Source organism: Pantoea sp. X-Soil-MYKO-1785, from assembly GCF_059730675.1.
In genome coordinates this window covers 3,438,346-3,454,602 of record NZ_AP036000.1, presented here as the reverse complement: position 1 = coordinate 3,454,602, position 16,257 = coordinate 3,438,346, and the positions used below count along the sequence as shown (strand labels likewise).

The 16,257-nt window shown below is 56.1% G+C and carries 19 protein-coding genes; 6 read left to right on the top strand and 13 right to left on the bottom strand.

Features of this window, described 5'->3' with window-relative positions; genetic code table 11:
• Positions 1-46 precede the first annotated feature (46 nt).
• Positions 47-319: an oxidative damage protection protein gene (locus AC6I8D_RS16340; RefSeq protein ID WP_497820474.1), complete on the bottom strand. Its 273-nt coding sequence runs from the start codon at positions 317-319 to the stop codon at positions 47-49.
• The gene (mutY, locus tag AC6I8D_RS16335) at positions 319-1,404 is read right to left on the bottom strand and encodes an A/G-specific adenine glycosylase (protein ID WP_312057602.1); all 1,086 of its coding nucleotides are present in this window, start codon (positions 1,402-1,404) and stop codon (positions 319-321) included. Before mutY ends, AC6I8D_RS16340 begins: the two co-directional genes overlap by 1 nt.
• Positions 1,405-1,558: 154 nt before the next feature.
• On the opposite strand from mutY, the gene trmB reads away from it, so the two are divergent.
• From trmB to AC6I8D_RS16320, 3 genes are all read left to right on the top strand, one after another.
• Positions 1,559-2,278, top strand: coding sequence for a tRNA (guanosine(46)-N7)-methyltransferase TrmB (gene trmB, locus AC6I8D_RS16330; protein WP_031375787.1), 720 nt, complete (start codon positions 1,559-1,561; stop codon positions 2,276-2,278).
• Positions 2,278-2,604, top strand: a complete 327-nt coding sequence (locus tag AC6I8D_RS16325) for a YggL family protein (protein ID WP_031375786.1) — start codon at positions 2,278-2,280, stop codon at positions 2,602-2,604. Before trmB ends, AC6I8D_RS16325 begins: the two co-directional genes overlap by 1 nt.
• Positions 2,605-2,710: 106 nt before the next feature.
• A complete protein-coding gene (locus AC6I8D_RS16320; protein WP_312057600.1) occupies positions 2,711-3,427 on the top strand; it encodes a YggN family protein in 717 nt (238 codons plus the stop codon).
• A 39-nt stretch (positions 3,428-3,466) separates the two neighbouring features.
• Here AC6I8D_RS16320 and hemW read toward each other — a convergent pair whose 3' ends face one another.
• From hemW to AC6I8D_RS16300, 4 genes are read right to left on the bottom strand one after another with little or no spacing between them, the layout of a single operon-like run.
• Positions 3,467-4,606, bottom strand: coding sequence for a radical SAM family heme chaperone HemW (gene hemW, locus AC6I8D_RS16315; protein ID WP_497820473.1), 1,140 nt, complete (start codon positions 4,604-4,606; stop codon positions 3,467-3,469).
• Positions 4,599-5,192 carry an XTP/dITP diphosphatase gene (locus AC6I8D_RS16310; RefSeq protein WP_312057596.1) on the bottom strand — a complete coding sequence of 198 codons (594 nt, stop codon included), beginning with the start codon at positions 5,190-5,192 and terminating at the stop codon, positions 4,599-4,601. The genes hemW and AC6I8D_RS16310 overlap by 8 nt, the downstream gene beginning before the upstream one ends.
• 21 nt (positions 5,193-5,213) lie before the next feature.
• Entirely contained in the window at positions 5,214-5,768 is a 555-nt protein-coding gene (locus tag AC6I8D_RS16305; protein ID WP_031375783.1) for a YggT family protein, read from the bottom strand.
• 12 nt (positions 5,769-5,780) lie between these two features.
• Positions 5,781-6,488 (bottom strand): YggS family pyridoxal phosphate-dependent enzyme, encoded by a 708-nt coding sequence (locus AC6I8D_RS16300; RefSeq protein ID WP_312057593.1) that lies wholly within the window; start codon positions 6,486-6,488, stop codon positions 5,781-5,783.
• A 14-nt stretch (positions 6,489-6,502) separates the two neighbouring features.
• Here AC6I8D_RS16300 and AC6I8D_RS16295 point away from each other — a divergent pair, with 14 nt between their 5' ends.
• Positions 6,503-7,498, top strand: a complete 996-nt coding sequence (locus AC6I8D_RS16295; RefSeq protein WP_312056041.1) for a type IV pilus twitching motility protein PilT — start codon at positions 6,503-6,505, stop codon at positions 7,496-7,498.
• On the opposite strand, the gene ruvX is transcribed toward AC6I8D_RS16295, so the two are convergent.
• From ruvX to AC6I8D_RS16265, 6 genes are all read right to left on the bottom strand, one after another.
• On the bottom strand, positions 7,492-7,911 hold the full coding sequence (gene ruvX, locus AC6I8D_RS16290; RefSeq protein WP_312055983.1) for a Holliday junction resolvase RuvX: 420 nt from the start codon (positions 7,909-7,911) through the stop codon (positions 7,492-7,494). The genes AC6I8D_RS16295 and ruvX overlap by 7 nt on opposite strands.
• Positions 7,911-8,474 (bottom strand): YqgE/AlgH family protein, encoded by a 564-nt coding sequence (locus AC6I8D_RS16285; protein WP_312055984.1) that lies wholly within the window; start codon positions 8,472-8,474, stop codon positions 7,911-7,913. The genes ruvX and AC6I8D_RS16285 overlap by 1 nt, the downstream gene beginning before the upstream one ends.
• An 87-nt stretch (positions 8,475-8,561) precedes the next feature.
• Complete coding sequence (gene gshB, locus AC6I8D_RS16280) at positions 8,562-9,506, bottom strand: glutathione synthase (protein ID WP_031375778.1); 945 nt, start codon at positions 9,504-9,506, stop codon at positions 8,562-8,564.
• 114 nt (positions 9,507-9,620) lie between these two features.
• Positions 9,621-10,352 (bottom strand): 16S rRNA (uracil(1498)-N(3))-methyltransferase, encoded by a 732-nt coding sequence (rsmE, locus tag AC6I8D_RS16275; RefSeq protein WP_312055986.1) that lies wholly within the window; start codon positions 10,350-10,352, stop codon positions 9,621-9,623.
• A 75-nt stretch (positions 10,353-10,427) separates the two neighbouring features.
• Positions 10,428-11,135, bottom strand: coding sequence for a deoxyribonuclease I (endA, locus tag AC6I8D_RS16270; protein WP_312758496.1), 708 nt, complete (start codon positions 11,133-11,135; stop codon positions 10,428-10,430).
• 78 nt (positions 11,136-11,213) lie between these two features.
• Positions 11,214-11,726, bottom strand: coding sequence for a SprT family zinc-dependent metalloprotease (locus tag AC6I8D_RS16265; protein ID WP_312758494.1), 513 nt, complete (start codon positions 11,724-11,726; stop codon positions 11,214-11,216).
• A 282-nt stretch (positions 11,727-12,008) separates the two neighbouring features.
• Between AC6I8D_RS16265 and AC6I8D_RS16260 the strand changes: the two genes are divergently transcribed.
• Both AC6I8D_RS16260 and AC6I8D_RS16255 read left to right on the top strand, forming a co-directional pair.
• Entirely contained in the window at positions 12,009-13,118 is a 1,110-nt protein-coding gene (locus AC6I8D_RS16260) for a glycosyltransferase (RefSeq protein ID WP_497820472.1), read from the top strand.
• On the top strand, positions 13,108-14,367 hold the full coding sequence (locus tag AC6I8D_RS16255; RefSeq protein ID WP_312758490.1) for an O-antigen ligase family protein: 1,260 nt from the start codon (positions 13,108-13,110) through the stop codon (positions 14,365-14,367). The genes AC6I8D_RS16260 and AC6I8D_RS16255 overlap by 11 nt, the downstream gene beginning before the upstream one ends.
• Before the next feature lie 72 nt (positions 14,368-14,439).
• On the opposite strand, the gene AC6I8D_RS16250 is transcribed toward AC6I8D_RS16255, so the two are convergent.
• Positions 14,440-15,837: a sugar porter family MFS transporter gene (locus AC6I8D_RS16250; protein ID WP_072051015.1), complete on the bottom strand. Its 1,398-nt coding sequence runs from the start codon at positions 15,835-15,837 to the stop codon at positions 14,440-14,442.
• Between the last annotated feature and the right edge of the window lie 420 nt (positions 15,838-16,257).

Here is a 16,257-nt window from a genome sequence, read left to right as displayed (position 1 = left end):
CATGCCTGATCGGGATAAAGAGCCTCAACGCTGAGGCCCAAACTGTTTACGCTTCTGGCGGTGTATAGCCTTCGATATGTACCTCTTTGCCTTCAAACAGGAAATTAATCATCTCCTTTTCCAGCACCTTACGATCTTCCGGATTCATCATGTTGAGCTTTTTCTCATTGATCAGCATGGTCTGTTTCGCCATCCATTTCTGCCAGGCTTCTTTCGAAATCTCGTTGTAAATACGTTTGCCCAGCTCGCCAGGATAGAGCTGGAAATCCTGCCCTTCCGCGTCGCGTTGTAAAAAAGTACAAAAAATAGTGCGGCTCATTATTCTTCCTCATTGATCTCACAACTGCCCAAAGCCAGTTGTCGGGGATGGCGCAATTCGTGTAACAGGCGCTCAACGGGCGCAGCTAATCCCACAGATGGTGGCAGCGCTAAGTTATACCAGAGACCGCCCGCTTCATCCATCGCCGCCCCGACAGAAGGCCACGCCAGCCACATAGGCACAATATCCAGATGGAAATGGCTGAAGGTGTGACGGAAGGCGGTAAGCTGCTGTGGCTTAGCATGGATACCGCGTGCCGCCAGCCAGTCAGTCAGCGCCTCTTCACTGGTGAACTGCGGAAAGCAGAACAGGCCGCCCCACAATCCGACCGGAGGACGCTGCTCCAGCCAGACCCGATCGCCATGCTGCATCATCAAAAACCAGCCGCTGCGCTCCGGCAATACCTGCTTCGGTTTTTTACCGGGGTAGCTGGCCCAGCTGTTATGCGCATAGGCTTCGCAACCGCTGTTCAGCGGACAGATATCGCATTTCGGTTTCGAGCGGGTGCAAACTATCGCCCCCAAATCCATCATCGCCTGATTAAACTGGCTGACGCCCTCGGCGGGAGTGACGGTTTCGCTGATCTGCCATAAGCGTTTCTCAACCTCTTTTTTCCCCGGCCAGCCGCCGACGGCGTAACACCGCGCCAGCACGCGTTTCACGTTGCCGTCGAGAATCGGGAAGTGCTGACCCAGTGATAACGACAGGATCGCCCCGGCAGTTGAGCGACCGACGCCGGGCAGGGCGGCGACGTCATCGAAGTTACGCGGGAACTCGCCCTGATGCACCTCAACAACCTGCTTCGCCGCCTTATGCAGATTGCGCGCCCGGGCGTAATAGCCGAGGCCGGTCCACAGATGCAGCACTTCATCCAGCGGCGCCGCCGCTAAATCGCCAACCGTGGGGAAGCGCGCCATAAAGCGTTCGAAATAGGGAATAACCGTGGCAACCTGGGTTTGCTGTAACATCACTTCGGACAGCCACACCTTATAAGGCGTCTTTTCCAGCTGCCAGGGCAGGGTTTTGCGGCCAAAGCGCTGGTACCAGTCCAGCACTTGTTGCGCGAACTGCGGCGCTTGCATCATAAGAAGGAAATTTTCCGTGTTTACTCTACACTCAGGCAGGAATTCCAGCACATGCGCACCTGGGTGTAAACCGGAAGATTGCAAAGGCTTGCTTCTGCTTATGAACTTTGCATAATGCCCGTTTCCCAGAACAGGCTAACCAGCAGGCTTCGACATGATTAATGACGTCATCACCCCAGAATTTGATGAGAACGGGCGGCCATTGCGCCGGATCCGCAGTTTTGTACGCCGCCAGGGCCGCTTAACCAAAGGACAGCAGCAGGCAGTGGACACCTACTGGCCGGAGATGGGGGTGGAATATCAGCCGGAGCCGATCGATCTGCCCCAGCTGTTTGGCCGGGACGCGCCGGTCACGCTGGAAATCGGCTTTGGCATGGGCGCCTCGCTGGTCACCATGGCGCAAAATACGCCACAGCAGAACTTCCTCGGCATTGAGGTACACTTGCCGGGCGTCGGTGCCTGCCTGGCTTCCGCGAAAGAAGCGGGCGTCGATAACCTGCGCGTAATGTGTCACGACGCGGTGGAAGTGCTGGAGAAAATGATCCCGGATAACTCGCTGCGTATGGTCCAGCTGTTTTTCCCGGATCCGTGGCATAAAGCCCGTCACAACAAACGTCGTATCGTTCAGGTGCCGTTTGCCGAGCTGGTGATGCGTAAGCTGAAGCTGGGCGGCGTATTCCACATGGCGACCGACTGGGAAGCCTACGCGGAACATATGCTTGAAGTGATGAACAGCATCGATGGCTTCCGCAATCAGTCTGAGCAGCAGAATTACGTGCCGCGTCCCGAGACGCGTCCACTGACCAAGTTTGAGCAGCGCGGGCAGCGTTTAGGCCATGGCGTATGGGATTTAATGTTTGAGAGGGTGAAATAATGGCCACACAACGCAGCCGCCGTTTACGTAAAAAACTGCATATCGATGAGTTTCAGGAACTGGGTTTCTCCGTCGCCTGGCGTTTCCCGGAAGGCACCAGTGAAAGCGAGATCGATGAGACGCTGAATCAGTTCATTGATGAAGCGATCGATCCTAACGGTCTGGCCTTCGATGGCAGCGGTTACCTGGTGTGGGAAGGACTAATCTGCCTGCAAAAAACCGGCAAATGCACCGATGAGCATCGCGAGCTGGTACGTAAATGGCTGGAAGAGCGCAAGCTGCAGGACGTGCAGGTGACTGAACTGTTTGATGTCTGGTGGGACTAAGTAACACGACGCCGGGCCGGCTGACGCGGGATGGAAAGATGATCCATAACGGCGAGGCCGCCCGGCCCTTCAGGATCCGGTTCAGACAGAAGGTGAGGGAGATTCAATGATGCGTAAAGCGCTTCTTGCTGTGCTGCTGGTAGCAGCGACTCAGGCCCAGGCTGCCTATGAATGCAGCGTTAAGCCACAGGATGATGTGGTGATCACGCCGCAAAGTGTGCAGGTGGTGGGCGCCAACGGCAATCTGCAAATTACGCCACAGGGCGAGGTGCAGTTTAACGGCCAGCAGGTATCACTGGATACCGCCGATCGGCAGAAAGCCATCGACTACCAGAGCGCACTGCGGCGAGATCTGCCGTGGATTGACAGCGGGGCGACGTCCCGGCTGGAAAAAGGGCGGGCGGCGCTGGATCGGGTGATTGTTGAGAAGCTGGGCGAGAACAGTAATGTGCGTAATCGCCTGACCACCCTGAACGGCCAGCTGAAACAGCAGATGAACCGCATCATCGAACACCGGCCGGATGGCCTGACCTTCCATCATCAGGCGATCGACAAAGTGCGTGCCGACGGCGAACAGCTGGTGCAGTCAACGCTCGGTGGCGTGATGCAGGACAGCCTGAATGAGATGGGCAGTCAGCAGGCCAGCGGCGGCAGTAATCCGTTGCAGGCCATTATGGGTAATCTGGGCGGTCTGCAGCAGTCTATTCAGGCGGAGTGGAGCAAGCAGGAGCAGGATTTCCAGAACTTCGGTCACGAAGTCTGCAATCGCGTCATTTCGTTAGAAGACCAGCGCAAAGGATTGGTTGCCGGTCTGAAGAAATAATCCTGAGCCTCAGCCAGCTGGCTGAGGCTCAGTTGTTGGTTACTCTTCCGGCAAAAACAGCTCTAACAGCGAATTCAGGAACAATTTCCCTTTCTCACTGATCTGCCACTGCTCAGCGGTTTCCACCACATAACCTGCCTCAATCGCCGCATCCATCTGCGGACGAATCACCTGTTCCGCTAAACCGGTATAACGGGCAAATTCACTGCGTGGCGCGGCTTCCAGCAGCCGGAAGCGGTTCATGAAGTATTCGAACGGCTTGTCGATATCGGCGACGTCGTACTGTTTCTCGCGATAATTACCCTGCATAAAGCCACGCGGATGACGGGTCTTCACCGTGCGAACGATGCGGCCGTCGGGCTGAGTCAGTTTGCCGTGCGCGCCACAACCAATGCCGAGATAATCCCCGAAGCGCCAGTAGTTGAGGTTATGTTCACAGCGATAACCCGGTTTGGCGTAGGCCGAGGTTTCATACTGCTGATAACCGGCGGCGCTCAGCAGCTGGTGACCCTGCTCATAAATATCCCACAGCGCATCATCATCCGGCAGCACTGGCGGCCGTGAACCAAACAGGGTGTTGGGTTCGATGGTCAGCTGATACCAGGAGAGATGCGGCGGATTAAGCGCGATCGCCTGACGCAGATCGTCGAGCGCTTCGTCCAGCGACTGATCGGGCAGGCCGTGCATCAGGTCGAGGTTAAAGCTGCGTAAGGCTAATCCCTGCGCCAGCTTAGCGGCACGCTTCGCCTCGTCCGGACCGTGAATACGCCCCAGCCGCTGCAGTTTTTGCGGACTGAAACTCTGCACGCCAATGGAGATCCGGTTGATACCGGCCCGCTGATAGGCGCTGAAACGATCGGCTTCAACGGTACCGGGATTAGCTTCCATGGTGACTTCCGCGTCGGGTGTCAGCGCCAGACGCGAACGTACGCCATCCATCAGCAGCTGCATCGCACTGCCGCTCAGCAGGCTGGGCGTGCCGCCGCCGATGAAAATGGTGCGTACTTCACGGTCAGCGATCAGCGGTAAATCCTGCTCCAGATCGCGCAGCAGGTGCTGCACATACTCGACGTGCGGCACCTCATCTTTCAGCGCGTGGGAGTTAAAATCACAGTAGGGACATTTCTGTACGCACCACGGAATGTGGATATACAGACTTAACGGCGGCAGATTAGGCATTACGCATCGCTTCCAGCAACAGCGTCAATGCTTTACCCCGGTGAGAAACTTCACCTTTTTCCGCTTTGCTTAGTTCGGCTGCGGTTTTACCCAGCGCCGGAACGTAGAAAATCGGGTCGTAACCAAAGCCACCAGCGCCGGCCGCCGCGCGGGTAATCTCACCCTGCCAGCTGCCGTGGAACACCAGCGGCGTCGGATCGTCGGCGTGGCGCAGATAGACCAGCACGCAGTGGAACTGCGCCTGACGCTGGCCGTCTGGCACGTTTTCCAGCGCCTGCAGCAGTTTTTCGAGGTTCTGCCGATCGCTGGCCTCGTCACCGGCGTAACGTGCCGAGTAGATACCCGGCGCGCCGCCCAGCGCATCGACCGCCAGGCCGGAATCATCGGCGATCGCCGGTAAACCGGTGATCTGCGCTGCGTGACGTGCTTTGAGAAGGGCATTCTCAATAAAAGTCAGGCCGGTTTCTTCAGCCGATTCTACCCCGAGTTCAGTCTGAGCGACGATATCCAGGCCGAAGGCGGAGAGCAGATCCGCCAGTTCACGCACTTTGCCGGGATTGCCGGTTGCGAGGACAACTTTTTGCATAACAGTTCCAGTTTGGTTCATTTACAGCAGATACCAGAGACCCGGGAACAGGTCCATGCCGAGAAAGTTCAGGGCATACAGTACCAGGATGACGATCATTGCCGAGAAATCGATGCCGCCCATTGCTGGCAGCACGCGGCGAATCGGCGCCATCAGCGGTTCGGTCAGCTGGATCAGCACATAATCAATCGGGCCGCGACCCTGACTGATCCAGCTCATCAGTGAACGGATAATAATCACCCAGAACACCAGATAGCCGGCGGATTTGACCAGCGACAACAAGCCGACCAGCAGGTTGGTTGGATCGACCGAGAACACCCCGACCTGAATCAGCAACAGAATCGGATATTTCAGCGTCGTCAGGACAAACGCCAGCAGCAGCGAAGCAGTATCGATCGGGCCAAGCGCCGGCAGCACGCGACGCAGCGGCTTGACTATCGGCTGTGTCACTTTCACCACGAACTGTGCCAGCGGGTTATAAAAATCGCAGCGGGACCACTGCATCCAGATGCGTAACAGCAGCACCATGACGTAGAGATCGATCAGCGTTTTTACTAAAAACGTCATTGTTAACATGAAGTTCCTCTATTATTGTTGTGAGTTGCGCGCAGAGTCGCGTGCGCCAAAAATGGCGGTGCCGATGCGCACCATCGTACTGCCTGCGGCGATTGCCGCCTCCATGTCATCGCTCATTCCCAGCGAGAGCGTGTCGATAGCCGGATAGTCCTGCTGCAACTGCCGGAAGGCCTCAGCCATCTGCTGGCACACCGCCAGTTGCCGGTCATAGTCACTTTCCGCTGCCGGTATCGCCATTAGTCCGCGCAGGCGCAACTGCGGCAGCGCAGCGATTTGCTGTGCCAGCCCGGAAACGGCATCCAGCATGATGCCAGATTTGCTGTTCTCGTCACTGATATTTACCTGAATTAACACATTAAGCGGCGGCAGCGTCGCCGGACGCTGATCGTTGAGCCGCTGTGCAATGCGCTGACGGTCAATGGTGTGACACCAGGCAAAGTTTTCCGCCACCAGACGACTTTTGTTCGACTGCAGCGGGCCGATGAAGTGCCACTCCAGCTGAGGATGTGCGGTCAGTGCCTGAACCTTTTCAACCCCTTCCTGAACGTAATTTTCGCCAAAGGCGATCTGACCGGCAGCGGCAGCTTCTTCGACTGCGCTCGCAGGTTTGGTTTTACTCACTGCAAGCAGCGTAATTTCTTCTGGCGCGCGGCCGCAACGCGCGGCGGCGGCGGCAATTCGCTGCCGCACTTGCTGTAGGTTGTGCTGGATTGAAGTCATAGTCAGGAGAAATTATGAATCTGGATGAAATGGTGGAGCTTAGTGTAAAGCATAATGCCGCCGATCTGCACCTTTGCAGCGGACATTTGCCCTACTGGCGACGTCACGGAAAGCTGGAGACGGTGCCGCAGCAGGTCAGACTGTCGGCCGCGTGGATGGCGCAGTTTATTGATCACCGGCTCGATGAGCCGCAGCGTCAGCAGCTGGAACGCGACCGGCAGCTTGATTTTGCCCTGACGCTGGCAACCGGCCAGCGGCTGCGTGCCAGCCTGTTTATGCAGCGTAACGGCCTGTCGCTGGCGCTACGCATCATCGCCGCGCAGTGCCCGACGCTGGAAAGCCTGCGGCTGCCGCCGATAGTGCCGGCGTTGCTGGAGCAGCGCGATGGGTTGATCCTGATCACCGGCGCGACCGGCAGCGGTAAATCAACCACGCTGGCGGCGCTGGTGGATGCGCTGAACCGTCAGCAGGCGCGCCATATTATTACGCTGGAAGATCCGATTGAGTTTATCCATCACAGCCAGCAGTCACTGATTCAGCAGCGTGAAATAGGGCCACACTGCGCCTCTTTCAGCCTTGGGGTAAAGGCGGCGCTACGGGAAGATCCGGATGTGATCCTGCTGGGTGAACTGCGCGACAGCGAAACCATCCGTCAGGCGCTAACCGCGGCGGAAACCGGTCATCTGGTGCTGGCGACGCTGCACACCCGCAGCGCAGCGCAGGCGGTTGACCGGCTGGTCGATGTGTTCCCGGCTGAAGAGAAAGCGCTGGTGCGCAGCCAGCTGGCGGGCAGCCTGAAGGCGGTAATAGCCCAGCGGCTGGTGCCGTCGATCGATGAGAAACGCATCGGTCTGTTCGAGGTGCTGATAGCGACGCCCGCCATCGCTAACCTGATCCGTGAAGGCAAGATGCACCAGATCCCGGCGCTGCTGCAGACCGGCGCGCAGGCCGGTATGCAGACCTTTGAGCAGAGCCGGCTGGCCCGCCAGGCAGAAGGGTGGCTTCAGTAATGGTTCTCGAACCAGTCCTGCAGAATGATGGCGGCAGATTGTGAATCCACTGAGCCTTTGTTTAACGCGCGATAGCCGCCGCGTTCGAACAATCCGGCCCGTGCTTCGACCGTGCTGAGACGCTCATCCTGCAGCTCAACCCGGATGCCGAAGCGGCCGTGCAACCGGTTAGCAAACTTGCGCGCTCTGGCGGTCAGCGGCTGCTCGGTGCCATCCATATTCAGCGGTAAACCCACCACCACAAAATCGGGTTGCCACTCTTTCAGCAGCTTTTCGATTTGCAGCCAGTCGGGCGTGCCATCCTGCGCTTTGAGAGCCGCTAGCGGACGGGCGGTACCGGTCAGTTGCTGACCTACCGCGACACCAATACTTTTGGTGCCGAAGTCGAAACCTAACAGAGTTTGTGTTGACATCAGGCGTGTCCGGCGTCGCTGGCCATGTTGTGAATATCGACGCCAATACTGCGCGCCGCTTCGCGCCAGCGCTCTGAAATCGGCGTCTGGAACAGAATGTTGCTGTTGGCCGGCGTGGTCAGCCAGGCATTTTCCATCAGCTCATTCTCCAGCTGATCTTTTTCCCAGGCGCAGTAACCCAGCGCCACCAGCACGTTGTCCGGCTGAGAGGCGGTGCCAATCGACTCCAGTACGTCGCGGGAGGTGGTGATCACCGTATTATCTGAAATACGGATGCTGGAGGTAAACGTGCGTTGAGCCGAATGCAGGATAAAGCCGCGATCTTCCGCCAGCGGGCCACCGGTAAACACCGGCTTATCCAGTTTGATCGCCGGATCGCGATCCTCGGCAGAGATTTTGAGCTTCTTCAGAATGCCTTCAACCGTCAGGTTTTCCATCGGTTTATTGATGATCAGACCCATTGCGCCTTCTTCGTTATGTTCGCAGAGATAGACCACGGAACGTTTGAAGAAAGGGTCCTGCAGTGAAGGCATGGCAATCAAAAAGTGATGCTGTAAATTCATTCTCACACGATGTACCAAAAAAATAACCGGCACGCGACGTCCGCACCGGTATTGGGTTGATCTCGGAGCATGGCCCCGGCGTCATGCTCAGCCCAGGCGCTTCTCAATGGCATCCATCAACATGCCGGTGATGGAGATGGGGAAGGCTGCCTCAATTTCACGCACGCAGGTCGGGCTGGTCACGTTAACTTCTGTCAGTTTATCACCGATGATGTCCAGTCCGACAAAAATCAGCCCTTTTGCTTTCAGGGTCGGGCCGACGCGACGGGCGATTTCCCAGTCACTTTCACTCAGCGGACGGGCTTCACCGCGGCCACCTGCTGCCAGGTTACCCCGGGTTTCACCGCCCTGCGGAATACGGGCCAGGCAGTAAGGCACCGGTTCGCCATCCACCACCAGCACGCGTTTGTCGCCTTCTTTGATCGCCGGAATATAGTTCTGCGCCATGCAGAACAGGCTTTCATGTTCGGTCAGGGTTTCAGTGATGACGCCAAAGTTCGGATCGTCTTTCTTCACCCGGAAAATAGAGGCGCCACCCATGCCGTCCAGCGGTTTCATGATGATGTCGCCATGCTCCTGCCAGAAGGCACGCAGTTTCTCTTTGCTGCGGGTTACCAGCGTGTCCGGCGTGAACTCAGCAAACCAGGCGGTATAGAGCTTTTCGTTACAGTCGCGCAGGCTCTGCGGTTTGTTCACGATCAGCGTGCCCAGCTCTTCTGCGCGCTCCAGAATATAGGTTGCGTAGATGAATTCGGTATCGAATGGCGGATCTTTACGCATCAGTACCACGTTCAGGTCGGCGAGGGGGATCTCCTGCTCGCTGCCAAACTGATACCAGCTGTCCGGATTCTGCTCAACGCTTAACAGACGGGTGCGGGCAAACGCCACACCACCGCGCAGGGAGAGATCGCGCATCTCCATGTAGTGAATTTCATAACCACGGCGCTGTGCTTCCAGCAACATGGCGAAGCTGGTGTCTTTTTTAATATTGATGGACGAAATAGGGTCCATCACGATGCCAAGTTTAATCATTATTATCTCCTCAGGGAGGCGGCGGTTACCGTCTCGTCTCGTTCGGTCAGCAGTGGGCCGTTCAGTCAGCACGTCAGCGAACCGGCGTCTGTGACTGCCCGCTGGCAGTATCGCTTAACCCAGGTCGCCAAACCTCACCTGAAGTGCCGTAATGGCGGTCAGCGCGGTGGTTTCGGTACGCAAAACCCGTGGGCCAAGCAGGATGTCAGTAAAATCGTGCTGCGCCGTCATGGCGATTTCGTCAGCGGAAAGCCCGCCTTCAGGGCCAATCAGCAGCCGCACCCGTTCAACCGGCTGCGGCAGCGTATTGATACTGTGGCTGGCGCGCGGATGCAGATTAAGCTTCAATCCGCTCTCTGCTTCAGCGCACCAGGCTTCCAGCGTCATCGCCGGACGGATTTCCGGCACGCGATTACGGCCGCACTGTTCGCAGGCGGCAATCGCAATCTTCTGCCACTGCTGAATCTTTTTAGCCAGGCGTTCAGCGTCCAGCTTCACGCCACAGCGCTCGGAAAATAGCGGCGTAATGACGTTCACTCCCAGCTCAATCGATTTCTGGATAGTGAACTCCATCTTTTCACCGCGCGACATCACCTGACCCAAATGCAGGTGCAACGGCGACTCGCGATCGTCCGGCTGGCTCTCTGTGACCGATACTTTTACACGCTTTTTATCAACATGCGTGATCTCTGCTGCAAAAGTCAGATTAGTGCCATCAAAGAGTTCCAGACGCTGTCCCGGCGACATGCGAAGCACCCGGCCGACGTGATTGGATGCATCTTCATCCAGCGTAATGTCACTGCCAACGCTCAACGGCCCGGCGTGATAGATGCGAGGTATGCGCATAAGGTTCCTGAGAACTAAGCGCCGTGTGGAATGACACGGCGTCATCGGGAAAAGAGCTAGTTTAGGGCAGGCTTTTTAGCGCTGGCAAGCCTGCTGCACATAAGGATTGTGATTGCCCTGTACCCGCGCGATGCGCTGGTCACGCTCACACTCCCATTTCGTCACCGGATAGAGCTTATTCCAGGCGGTAAACAGCTGGGTTTGCTGGCGCGAAATTCGCAGATGATACTGGTCACGCATATAGAAGTAGGTACGGGCAATCGCACCGCGTGCGCGCGCCGGTGGCTCTGCCTGCTTAAGTTTAAAGTCCACCTTCATCTCACACTGACCATACTGCTTTTCACTGCCGTTCCATTGACTGTAGGCGAAGTTGCCGCGGTCGCCATTTACTTCGCCGATAGCCGGTTGCAGGTTGTGCAGATCGGTTTCAATGCGACGATAGTCCGGGTCTTTACTGCAGTTTTTACGGCCGCCGTTTTGCCAGCATTGACGCTGGTGACCAAATTCCCACGCCGGCATAACGTGTTCCCACTCAATGCGTGCCGCACGATTGGCATTTTTACGCGGCTGATAGCCGCAGCTGTTCAGGTCAGGCAGGCCTTTTTTTCCCTGCCAGTTAATTTTACAGCCGCAGTAAAAAGACCCCGGCGCATCGGCGTTGAGTTCAGCGGCAAAAGCTTTGGCCTGCTGGAAATTGTTTTGATGGTAATTATTCAGGTTCAGGGCGTCAGCCGCAAAAGGAACCGATAACAGCGCAACGGCCAGACTAATGATGCGAGACATATTCCAGATTTCTACTCAGTGCTCTAAAAAGGGCGGCAGGGTAACAGAATGCGGAATCACGCGGAATGAGAAATCGGCTCAGGCGGGCACAAACTCACCGGCTTTCAGCAGGCTGCCGCAGTGAACGCAGCGATATTCGCTCTCGCCGCGCAGTATCCGATTGTGACGGCGTACCGTGAGCTGATGCTGCTGGCACTGACAGCGATAAGCAAAGGTGCGGCTGCGGACTGACTGCACCTCGAACTGATGGGTTCGTCGCGCCGGCACGCCCAGCACCTGCTCCATCATCCACTTCCACTCTTTGCCGTGCGGCGCCACGCGACCGAATTGCTTCCACACCAGCAGATGCGCCAGTTCGTGCGGAATCACCTCCTCAATGAACGCCTGCTGGTTTTCCAGCAGCAGGATCGGATTAAGGCGGATTTCCCACGGCTCCAGCCAGGCGGTGCCGGCAGCGGTGCCGCGCTGCTGATAGAGCAGCGTTGGTTCAGGGTAGTTGGTTTTCAGTGCCAGATTGGCGCGCTCCAGCGCCTGACGCAGCGCGCGCATCACGGCCTGTTGCAGAGCAATGGGGAGACGAGGTGTTTTCATGGCGCTCAGAATAATCGGCGTCAGGCGGGAACTCAACCGGGCAGAACAGATCGCCGTTTACCGATGCCATTAATGTGCAGGCGGCCTGTTAGCGTTCTCTGCTCCGCCAGACCCGCGCGCACCGCGACGGCCGGGCTGAAACCGGCGCGGCAGCCCGCATCAGGCGTCAGGTGATAATTTTGGTTTAAATATTGTTATGCTCCTTTTTAGAATATCCTATGGTTAGCATTTGCCGCAGGGTGGATGGACGTCAGGTGAAAGGCACAGGGCACGGATAAAGCGATGAAAGATAATAATAATGTGAAGAAACAACGGATTGTGCTGGTCACCGATTTGATGGCGGGACGCGGTGGGATGGAGAACGTGACCGGTCAGCTGATCACGGCGCTGAATGCTGACCCGGAATGGGAAGCCGGGCTGTTTATCATCAACAGCGGCGAAGAGAGTCATTCACGCGCCTGGACCGCCAATGCGGTGCTCCAGGAAAGCGTCTGTACCCTGCGCAATAAAAAAATAAAGAACTTCATTCATACGCTGCGAATGGCCGCTTTTTTTCGCCGCTATCAGCCCGATCATGTCATTACCTTAAACACCATTCCCTGCCTGATGACGCGCCGGGCGATTACGCTCTCCGGCCGGAAAATCGTGCTGTCGAGCTGGATGCATCTGCCGCCGCGTGAGCGTTACCGTCCTCACTATCTGTTGCGCGCCGATCACCATTTTGCCATCAGTCAGCAGATCAGGCAGCAGCTGGTCGAGTTGGGTGCCAGCGCGGCGGATATTGACGTGATTTATAATCCGGTAAAACGCAACGACAGCGTGATCGGCCGGCCGGCGGAACTGAAATTTTTATATATCGGCCGGGTCCATTTTGAGCGCCAGAAGCAGCTTAAAGATCTGTTCGATGCACTCAGTCTGCTAGAGGTGCCGTGGACGCTGGAGATTGTCGGCGACGGAGAAGATCTGGCGCGCTGCCAGGCGTATGTGGCGCAGCGGGGAATTCAGGATCGCATCAGCTGGCATGGCTGGCAGGAGAATGCCTGGGACTACGTGATCCGCCAGATCAAACAGGTCACCTGTCTGGTGATGACCTCCAACTTCGAAGGCTTCCCGCTGATCCTGCTGGAAGCGATGTCACGCGGCGTTTACTGCGTCTCTTCTGACTGCGTCAGTGGCCCGGCGGAAATCATTAAGCCGGGCATCAACGGTCAACTGTATCAAAAGAATGACAGCATGGCGCTGGCGGCGATTCTCAGTGCCCTGAGCGGGCAGGTTCACTTTCCCGATCACCAGCTTATTAAACAGAGCATTACCGGTTTTTATGAGGAGAATTATATGAAGCATCTGAAGGACGTGCTTAACCGCCTCTCTGAGGTTAAGCATGACGAATAAGACCAAACTTAATGGATTGTCCTTAGCGGTGAATTTTTCTGTCATCGCGCTCTGCCTGGCGCTGGCGCTAAATATGTTTGTCACCGGCCTGCCACAAAAAATCTTCTACATTGTCTCTTACCTCTCCGTGGCGTCGATTGCCTATGGACTGGTGCGCCGGAAAATAGCCTTTCAGCCAAACCGCTTTTTCATCGTCCTGTTTTTCGTGCTGATTATCTTTTCGCTGATTCGCCTGGTCTGGGCGATTCAGGTCAAAGCGATTGAAACCGCCCCTTCGGGCGACAGTATCACCAACATCAGCAACTATCTGCTGGGCGCTAAGCGCCTGCTGCTTGGCGCATTTGTCCTGTTGAGTTTGGCAATTTACAGTCAGCGGGTGTCGCTCACTACGCTGCGGGCAGGGAAAGTTTTGATCCTGCTGGGATTGCTGATCACCCTCGGCTTCGGCATTTATGAGCATCTCTATACCGCCAACGTACGGATTAAGCTCACCACCGAAGCGGCCTCCATGTCCTCCTACATGATTCTGTTTATCTACTGCGCCTGGCTCTGGCTGAGCCGCTTTGAGACCCAGCCTTACTGGAAGATTGCGGACGTGGCCGCTTTGCTCGTCACCTTCGCGTTGCTCTATCTGTGCGGCACCCGGGTGACCATTATTGCCCTGGTCGCGGTTGGTCTGCTGTTCCTGTTACAGACCTATCGTCTGGCGATGCTGAAAAACTGGCGTGCCAGCGCGCTGGTGGTGGGTTTGCTGGCGGTGCTGGTGCTGATGACCAGTAACCGCTGGGTGGAAGGGGTGCAGGATATTGAGAACTACGGCTCCAACAGTTCAACGTCGCTGGGCGCGCGGGTGGCGATCTGGGGCGGGGCAGTTAACTTTATTCAGCATCATTCCGGTTTTGCGACTCCGGATGAGCGCACCACCCAGGCGCGTCAGTTTATTAGCGCGCACTACCCGAATAACCTTGAAGGCTACACCAACGTTAAATACAACATGCACAACGAGTTCCTCGAAGTTACCACCTTACAGGGATGGCTCGGGACCGCGTCGCTGGCGTTGCTGTATCTGGTGGCACTGGCGGGGGGAATGAAGCGCTGCGATCTGCGCGGGGTGGCGCTGCCGCTGCTGGCGCTGTTTGTCGCTGGACTGACCGATTCGGTGCTGCCCTATAACCAGACAGCCACCATTTTCATTATGGCGCTGGCGCTCTGCTGTCTGCGGCTACCGGTAGCACCATCGCGGATCTAGCGTGAGGCGAGGGATAAAATAAAAACGGCGGGGTTTCCAGAGAAACCCCGCCGTTTTTTTTACGCTTGATGATTAATTCTGTGAACCGATGTCGCGCAGTTTTTTACCGGCCATCAGGTTGCGTTCGATGTGCTCCAGCGAGACGTTTTTGGTCTCCGGAATCAGCATCACCGTCAACAGAATGAAGAACAGGTTCAGCAGCGCGTAGACCCAGAAGGTATTGGCGTTGCCCAGCGTGTTCAGCATTGTCAGGAAGGTCGCACCGACAATCATGTTAGCGATCCAGTTGGTGGTGGTGGAGACGGTGATACCGAAGTCGCGGCCTTTCAGCGGCTGAATTTCAGAACACAGAACCCAGATCAGCGGACCGGCTGACATCGCAAAACCAATGATAAACATCAGCAGCATACCCACGGCGAAGTACTGCGCGCCCGGCGAATGGATACCGAAATGCAGCATGGTACCCAGCACGCCCATACCGGCTGCCATCACCATAAAGCCGAGGATCAGGGTTGGTTTACGACCCCAGCGATCGACCAGGCCGATAGCGATAAAGGTGGCCAGTACGTTGATCAGACCAACAATTACCGTGCCCCACATCTGCTCAGTGGTATTAGTGAAACCGGCAATTTCGAAGATTTTTGGTGCGTAATACATGATGACGTTCATGCCGGTGAACTGCTGCATGACCTGCAACAGAATACCGAGGTAGACCGCACGACGGAAGTGGCTGCTGCTGGTGAACAGACCCCAGCCAGACTGCTTAATCTTCAGGCTTTCACGAATTTCATCCAGTTCACGCTTCGCCTGTTCGCTGGTGTCACGCAGACGATCCAGCACCCGTTGCGCATCACGGAAGTTGCCTTTCGCCGCCAGCCAGCGTGGGCTGTTTGGCAGGAAGAAGACGCCAACCAGCAGCAGCAGAGCAGGAATGGTGATAATGCCCAGCATCCAGCGCCAGTTGCCGGTAAAGCTGAACGCGGTATCGGACAGGTAAGCGCCCAGGATACCGATAGTGATCATCAGCTGATAAAGCGAAATCATACTGCCACGAATTTTTTCTGGTGCAATTTCAGAAAGATAAAGCGGGGCGGTGTAAGACGCGATACCGACAGCCAGACCCAGCAGAACGCGGGCGCTGATCAGCATTTCAGGGTTTGGTGACATAGCCGACCAGAGTGAACCAATCACGAACAGGATCGCGCCGGCCATCAGGCTCTTTTTACGGCCCAGGCGAGAGGACATCCAGCCACTGCCGATAGCACCGACCGCAGCACCAAACATCATGGAACTGACGATCCACTCCTGCTGATGGGCGGTAACGTTAAAGTCTTTTGCGATAAACGGCAGAGCACCGGCGATAACGCCGATATCCAGACCGAACAGCAGACCCGCAAGGGCCGCCAGAAAGCAGACAAATAAGGTCATCGCCTTATTTGATGTTCTGCTTTTGTGTGTATTGCCAGGCATTTTAGCCTCCAGGTTTATCCATCATTGTTTTTATCAATGTTAAAAAACTCTTTGCGCGAAAAAAGTGAGTCCGATCACATCAGTGTAATCGTTTACACACGCTGAAACCCTGAAATTCAGCATTTTTTGCCCGGAAAGGTTAATTAACCAGTGAGGTATAGCACTCATTAAGTTTCTGACAAGGCTCTATTTATTGGCTATCAGACGACGCTGAAAATAACGCATTTTCAGAAGAATAACTACGTAGAGTAAATCCTAAATAGCAGATAAACAAAGCGTTTCAAATTGTAATCGTTAACATTTTGTTGTCAGAAATGGCGAAAAGAAGTGTAGCTGAGATCAGAAGATTTGCTGCAGGCAGGGCGCGTAACCGCGGATTTGAGGCTGACTGACCGGCATCAGGCATAAAAAAACCCTGCC

What these genes read in the sequence shown, in the direction of transcription:
- AC6I8D_RS16340 (WP_497820474.1), bottom strand. Translation starts at nt 319, where the DNA reads ATGAGCCGCACTATTTTTTGTACTTTTTTACAACGCGACGCGGAAGGG.
- mutY (WP_312057602.1), bottom strand. Translation starts at nt 1,404, where the DNA reads ATGATGCAAGCGCCGCAGTTCGCGCAACAAGTGCTGGACTGGTACCAG.
- trmB (WP_031375787.1), top strand. Translation starts at nt 1,559, where the DNA reads ATGATTAATGACGTCATCACCCCAGAATTTGATGAGAACGGGCGGCCA.
- AC6I8D_RS16325 (WP_031375786.1), top strand. Translation starts at nt 2,278, where the DNA reads ATGGCCACACAACGCAGCCGCCGTTTACGTAAAAAACTGCATATCGAT.
- AC6I8D_RS16320 (WP_312057600.1), top strand. Translation starts at nt 2,711, where the DNA reads ATGATGCGTAAAGCGCTTCTTGCTGTGCTGCTGGTAGCAGCGACTCAG.
- hemW (WP_497820473.1), bottom strand. Translation starts at nt 4,606, where the DNA reads ATGCCTAATCTGCCGCCGTTAAGTCTGTATATCCACATTCCGTGGTGC.
- AC6I8D_RS16310 (WP_312057596.1), bottom strand. Translation starts at nt 5,192, where the DNA reads ATGCAAAAAGTTGTCCTCGCAACCGGCAATCCCGGCAAAGTGCGTGAA.
- AC6I8D_RS16305 (WP_031375783.1), bottom strand. Translation starts at nt 5,768, where the DNA reads ATGTTAACAATGACGTTTTTAGTAAAAACGCTGATCGATCTCTACGTC.
- AC6I8D_RS16300 (WP_312057593.1), bottom strand. Translation starts at nt 6,488, where the DNA reads ATGACTTCAATCCAGCACAACCTACAGCAAGTGCGGCAGCGAATTGCC.
- AC6I8D_RS16295 (WP_312056041.1), top strand. Translation starts at nt 6,503, where the DNA reads ATGAATCTGGATGAAATGGTGGAGCTTAGTGTAAAGCATAATGCCGCC.
- ruvX (WP_312055983.1), bottom strand. Translation starts at nt 7,911, where the DNA reads ATGTCAACACAAACTCTGTTAGGTTTCGACTTCGGCACCAAAAGTATT.
- AC6I8D_RS16285 (WP_312055984.1), bottom strand. Translation starts at nt 8,474, where the DNA reads ATGAATTTACAGCATCACTTTTTGATTGCCATGCCTTCACTGCAGGAC.
- gshB (WP_031375778.1), bottom strand. Translation starts at nt 9,506, where the DNA reads ATGATTAAACTTGGCATCGTGATGGACCCTATTTCGTCCATCAATATT.
- rsmE (WP_312055986.1), bottom strand. Translation starts at nt 10,352, where the DNA reads ATGCGCATACCTCGCATCTATCACGCCGGGCCGTTGAGCGTTGGCAGT.
- endA (WP_312758496.1), bottom strand. Translation starts at nt 11,135, where the DNA reads ATGTCTCGCATCATTAGTCTGGCCGTTGCGCTGTTATCGGTTCCTTTT.
- AC6I8D_RS16265 (WP_312758494.1), bottom strand. Translation starts at nt 11,726, where the DNA reads ATGAAAACACCTCGTCTCCCCATTGCTCTGCAACAGGCCGTGATGCGC.
- AC6I8D_RS16260 (WP_497820472.1), top strand. Translation starts at nt 12,009, where the DNA reads ATGAAAGATAATAATAATGTGAAGAAACAACGGATTGTGCTGGTCACC.
- AC6I8D_RS16255 (WP_312758490.1), top strand. Translation starts at nt 13,108, where the DNA reads ATGACGAATAAGACCAAACTTAATGGATTGTCCTTAGCGGTGAATTTT.
- AC6I8D_RS16250 (WP_072051015.1), bottom strand. Translation starts at nt 15,837, where the DNA reads ATGCCTGGCAATACACACAAAAGCAGAACATCAAATAAGGCGATGACC.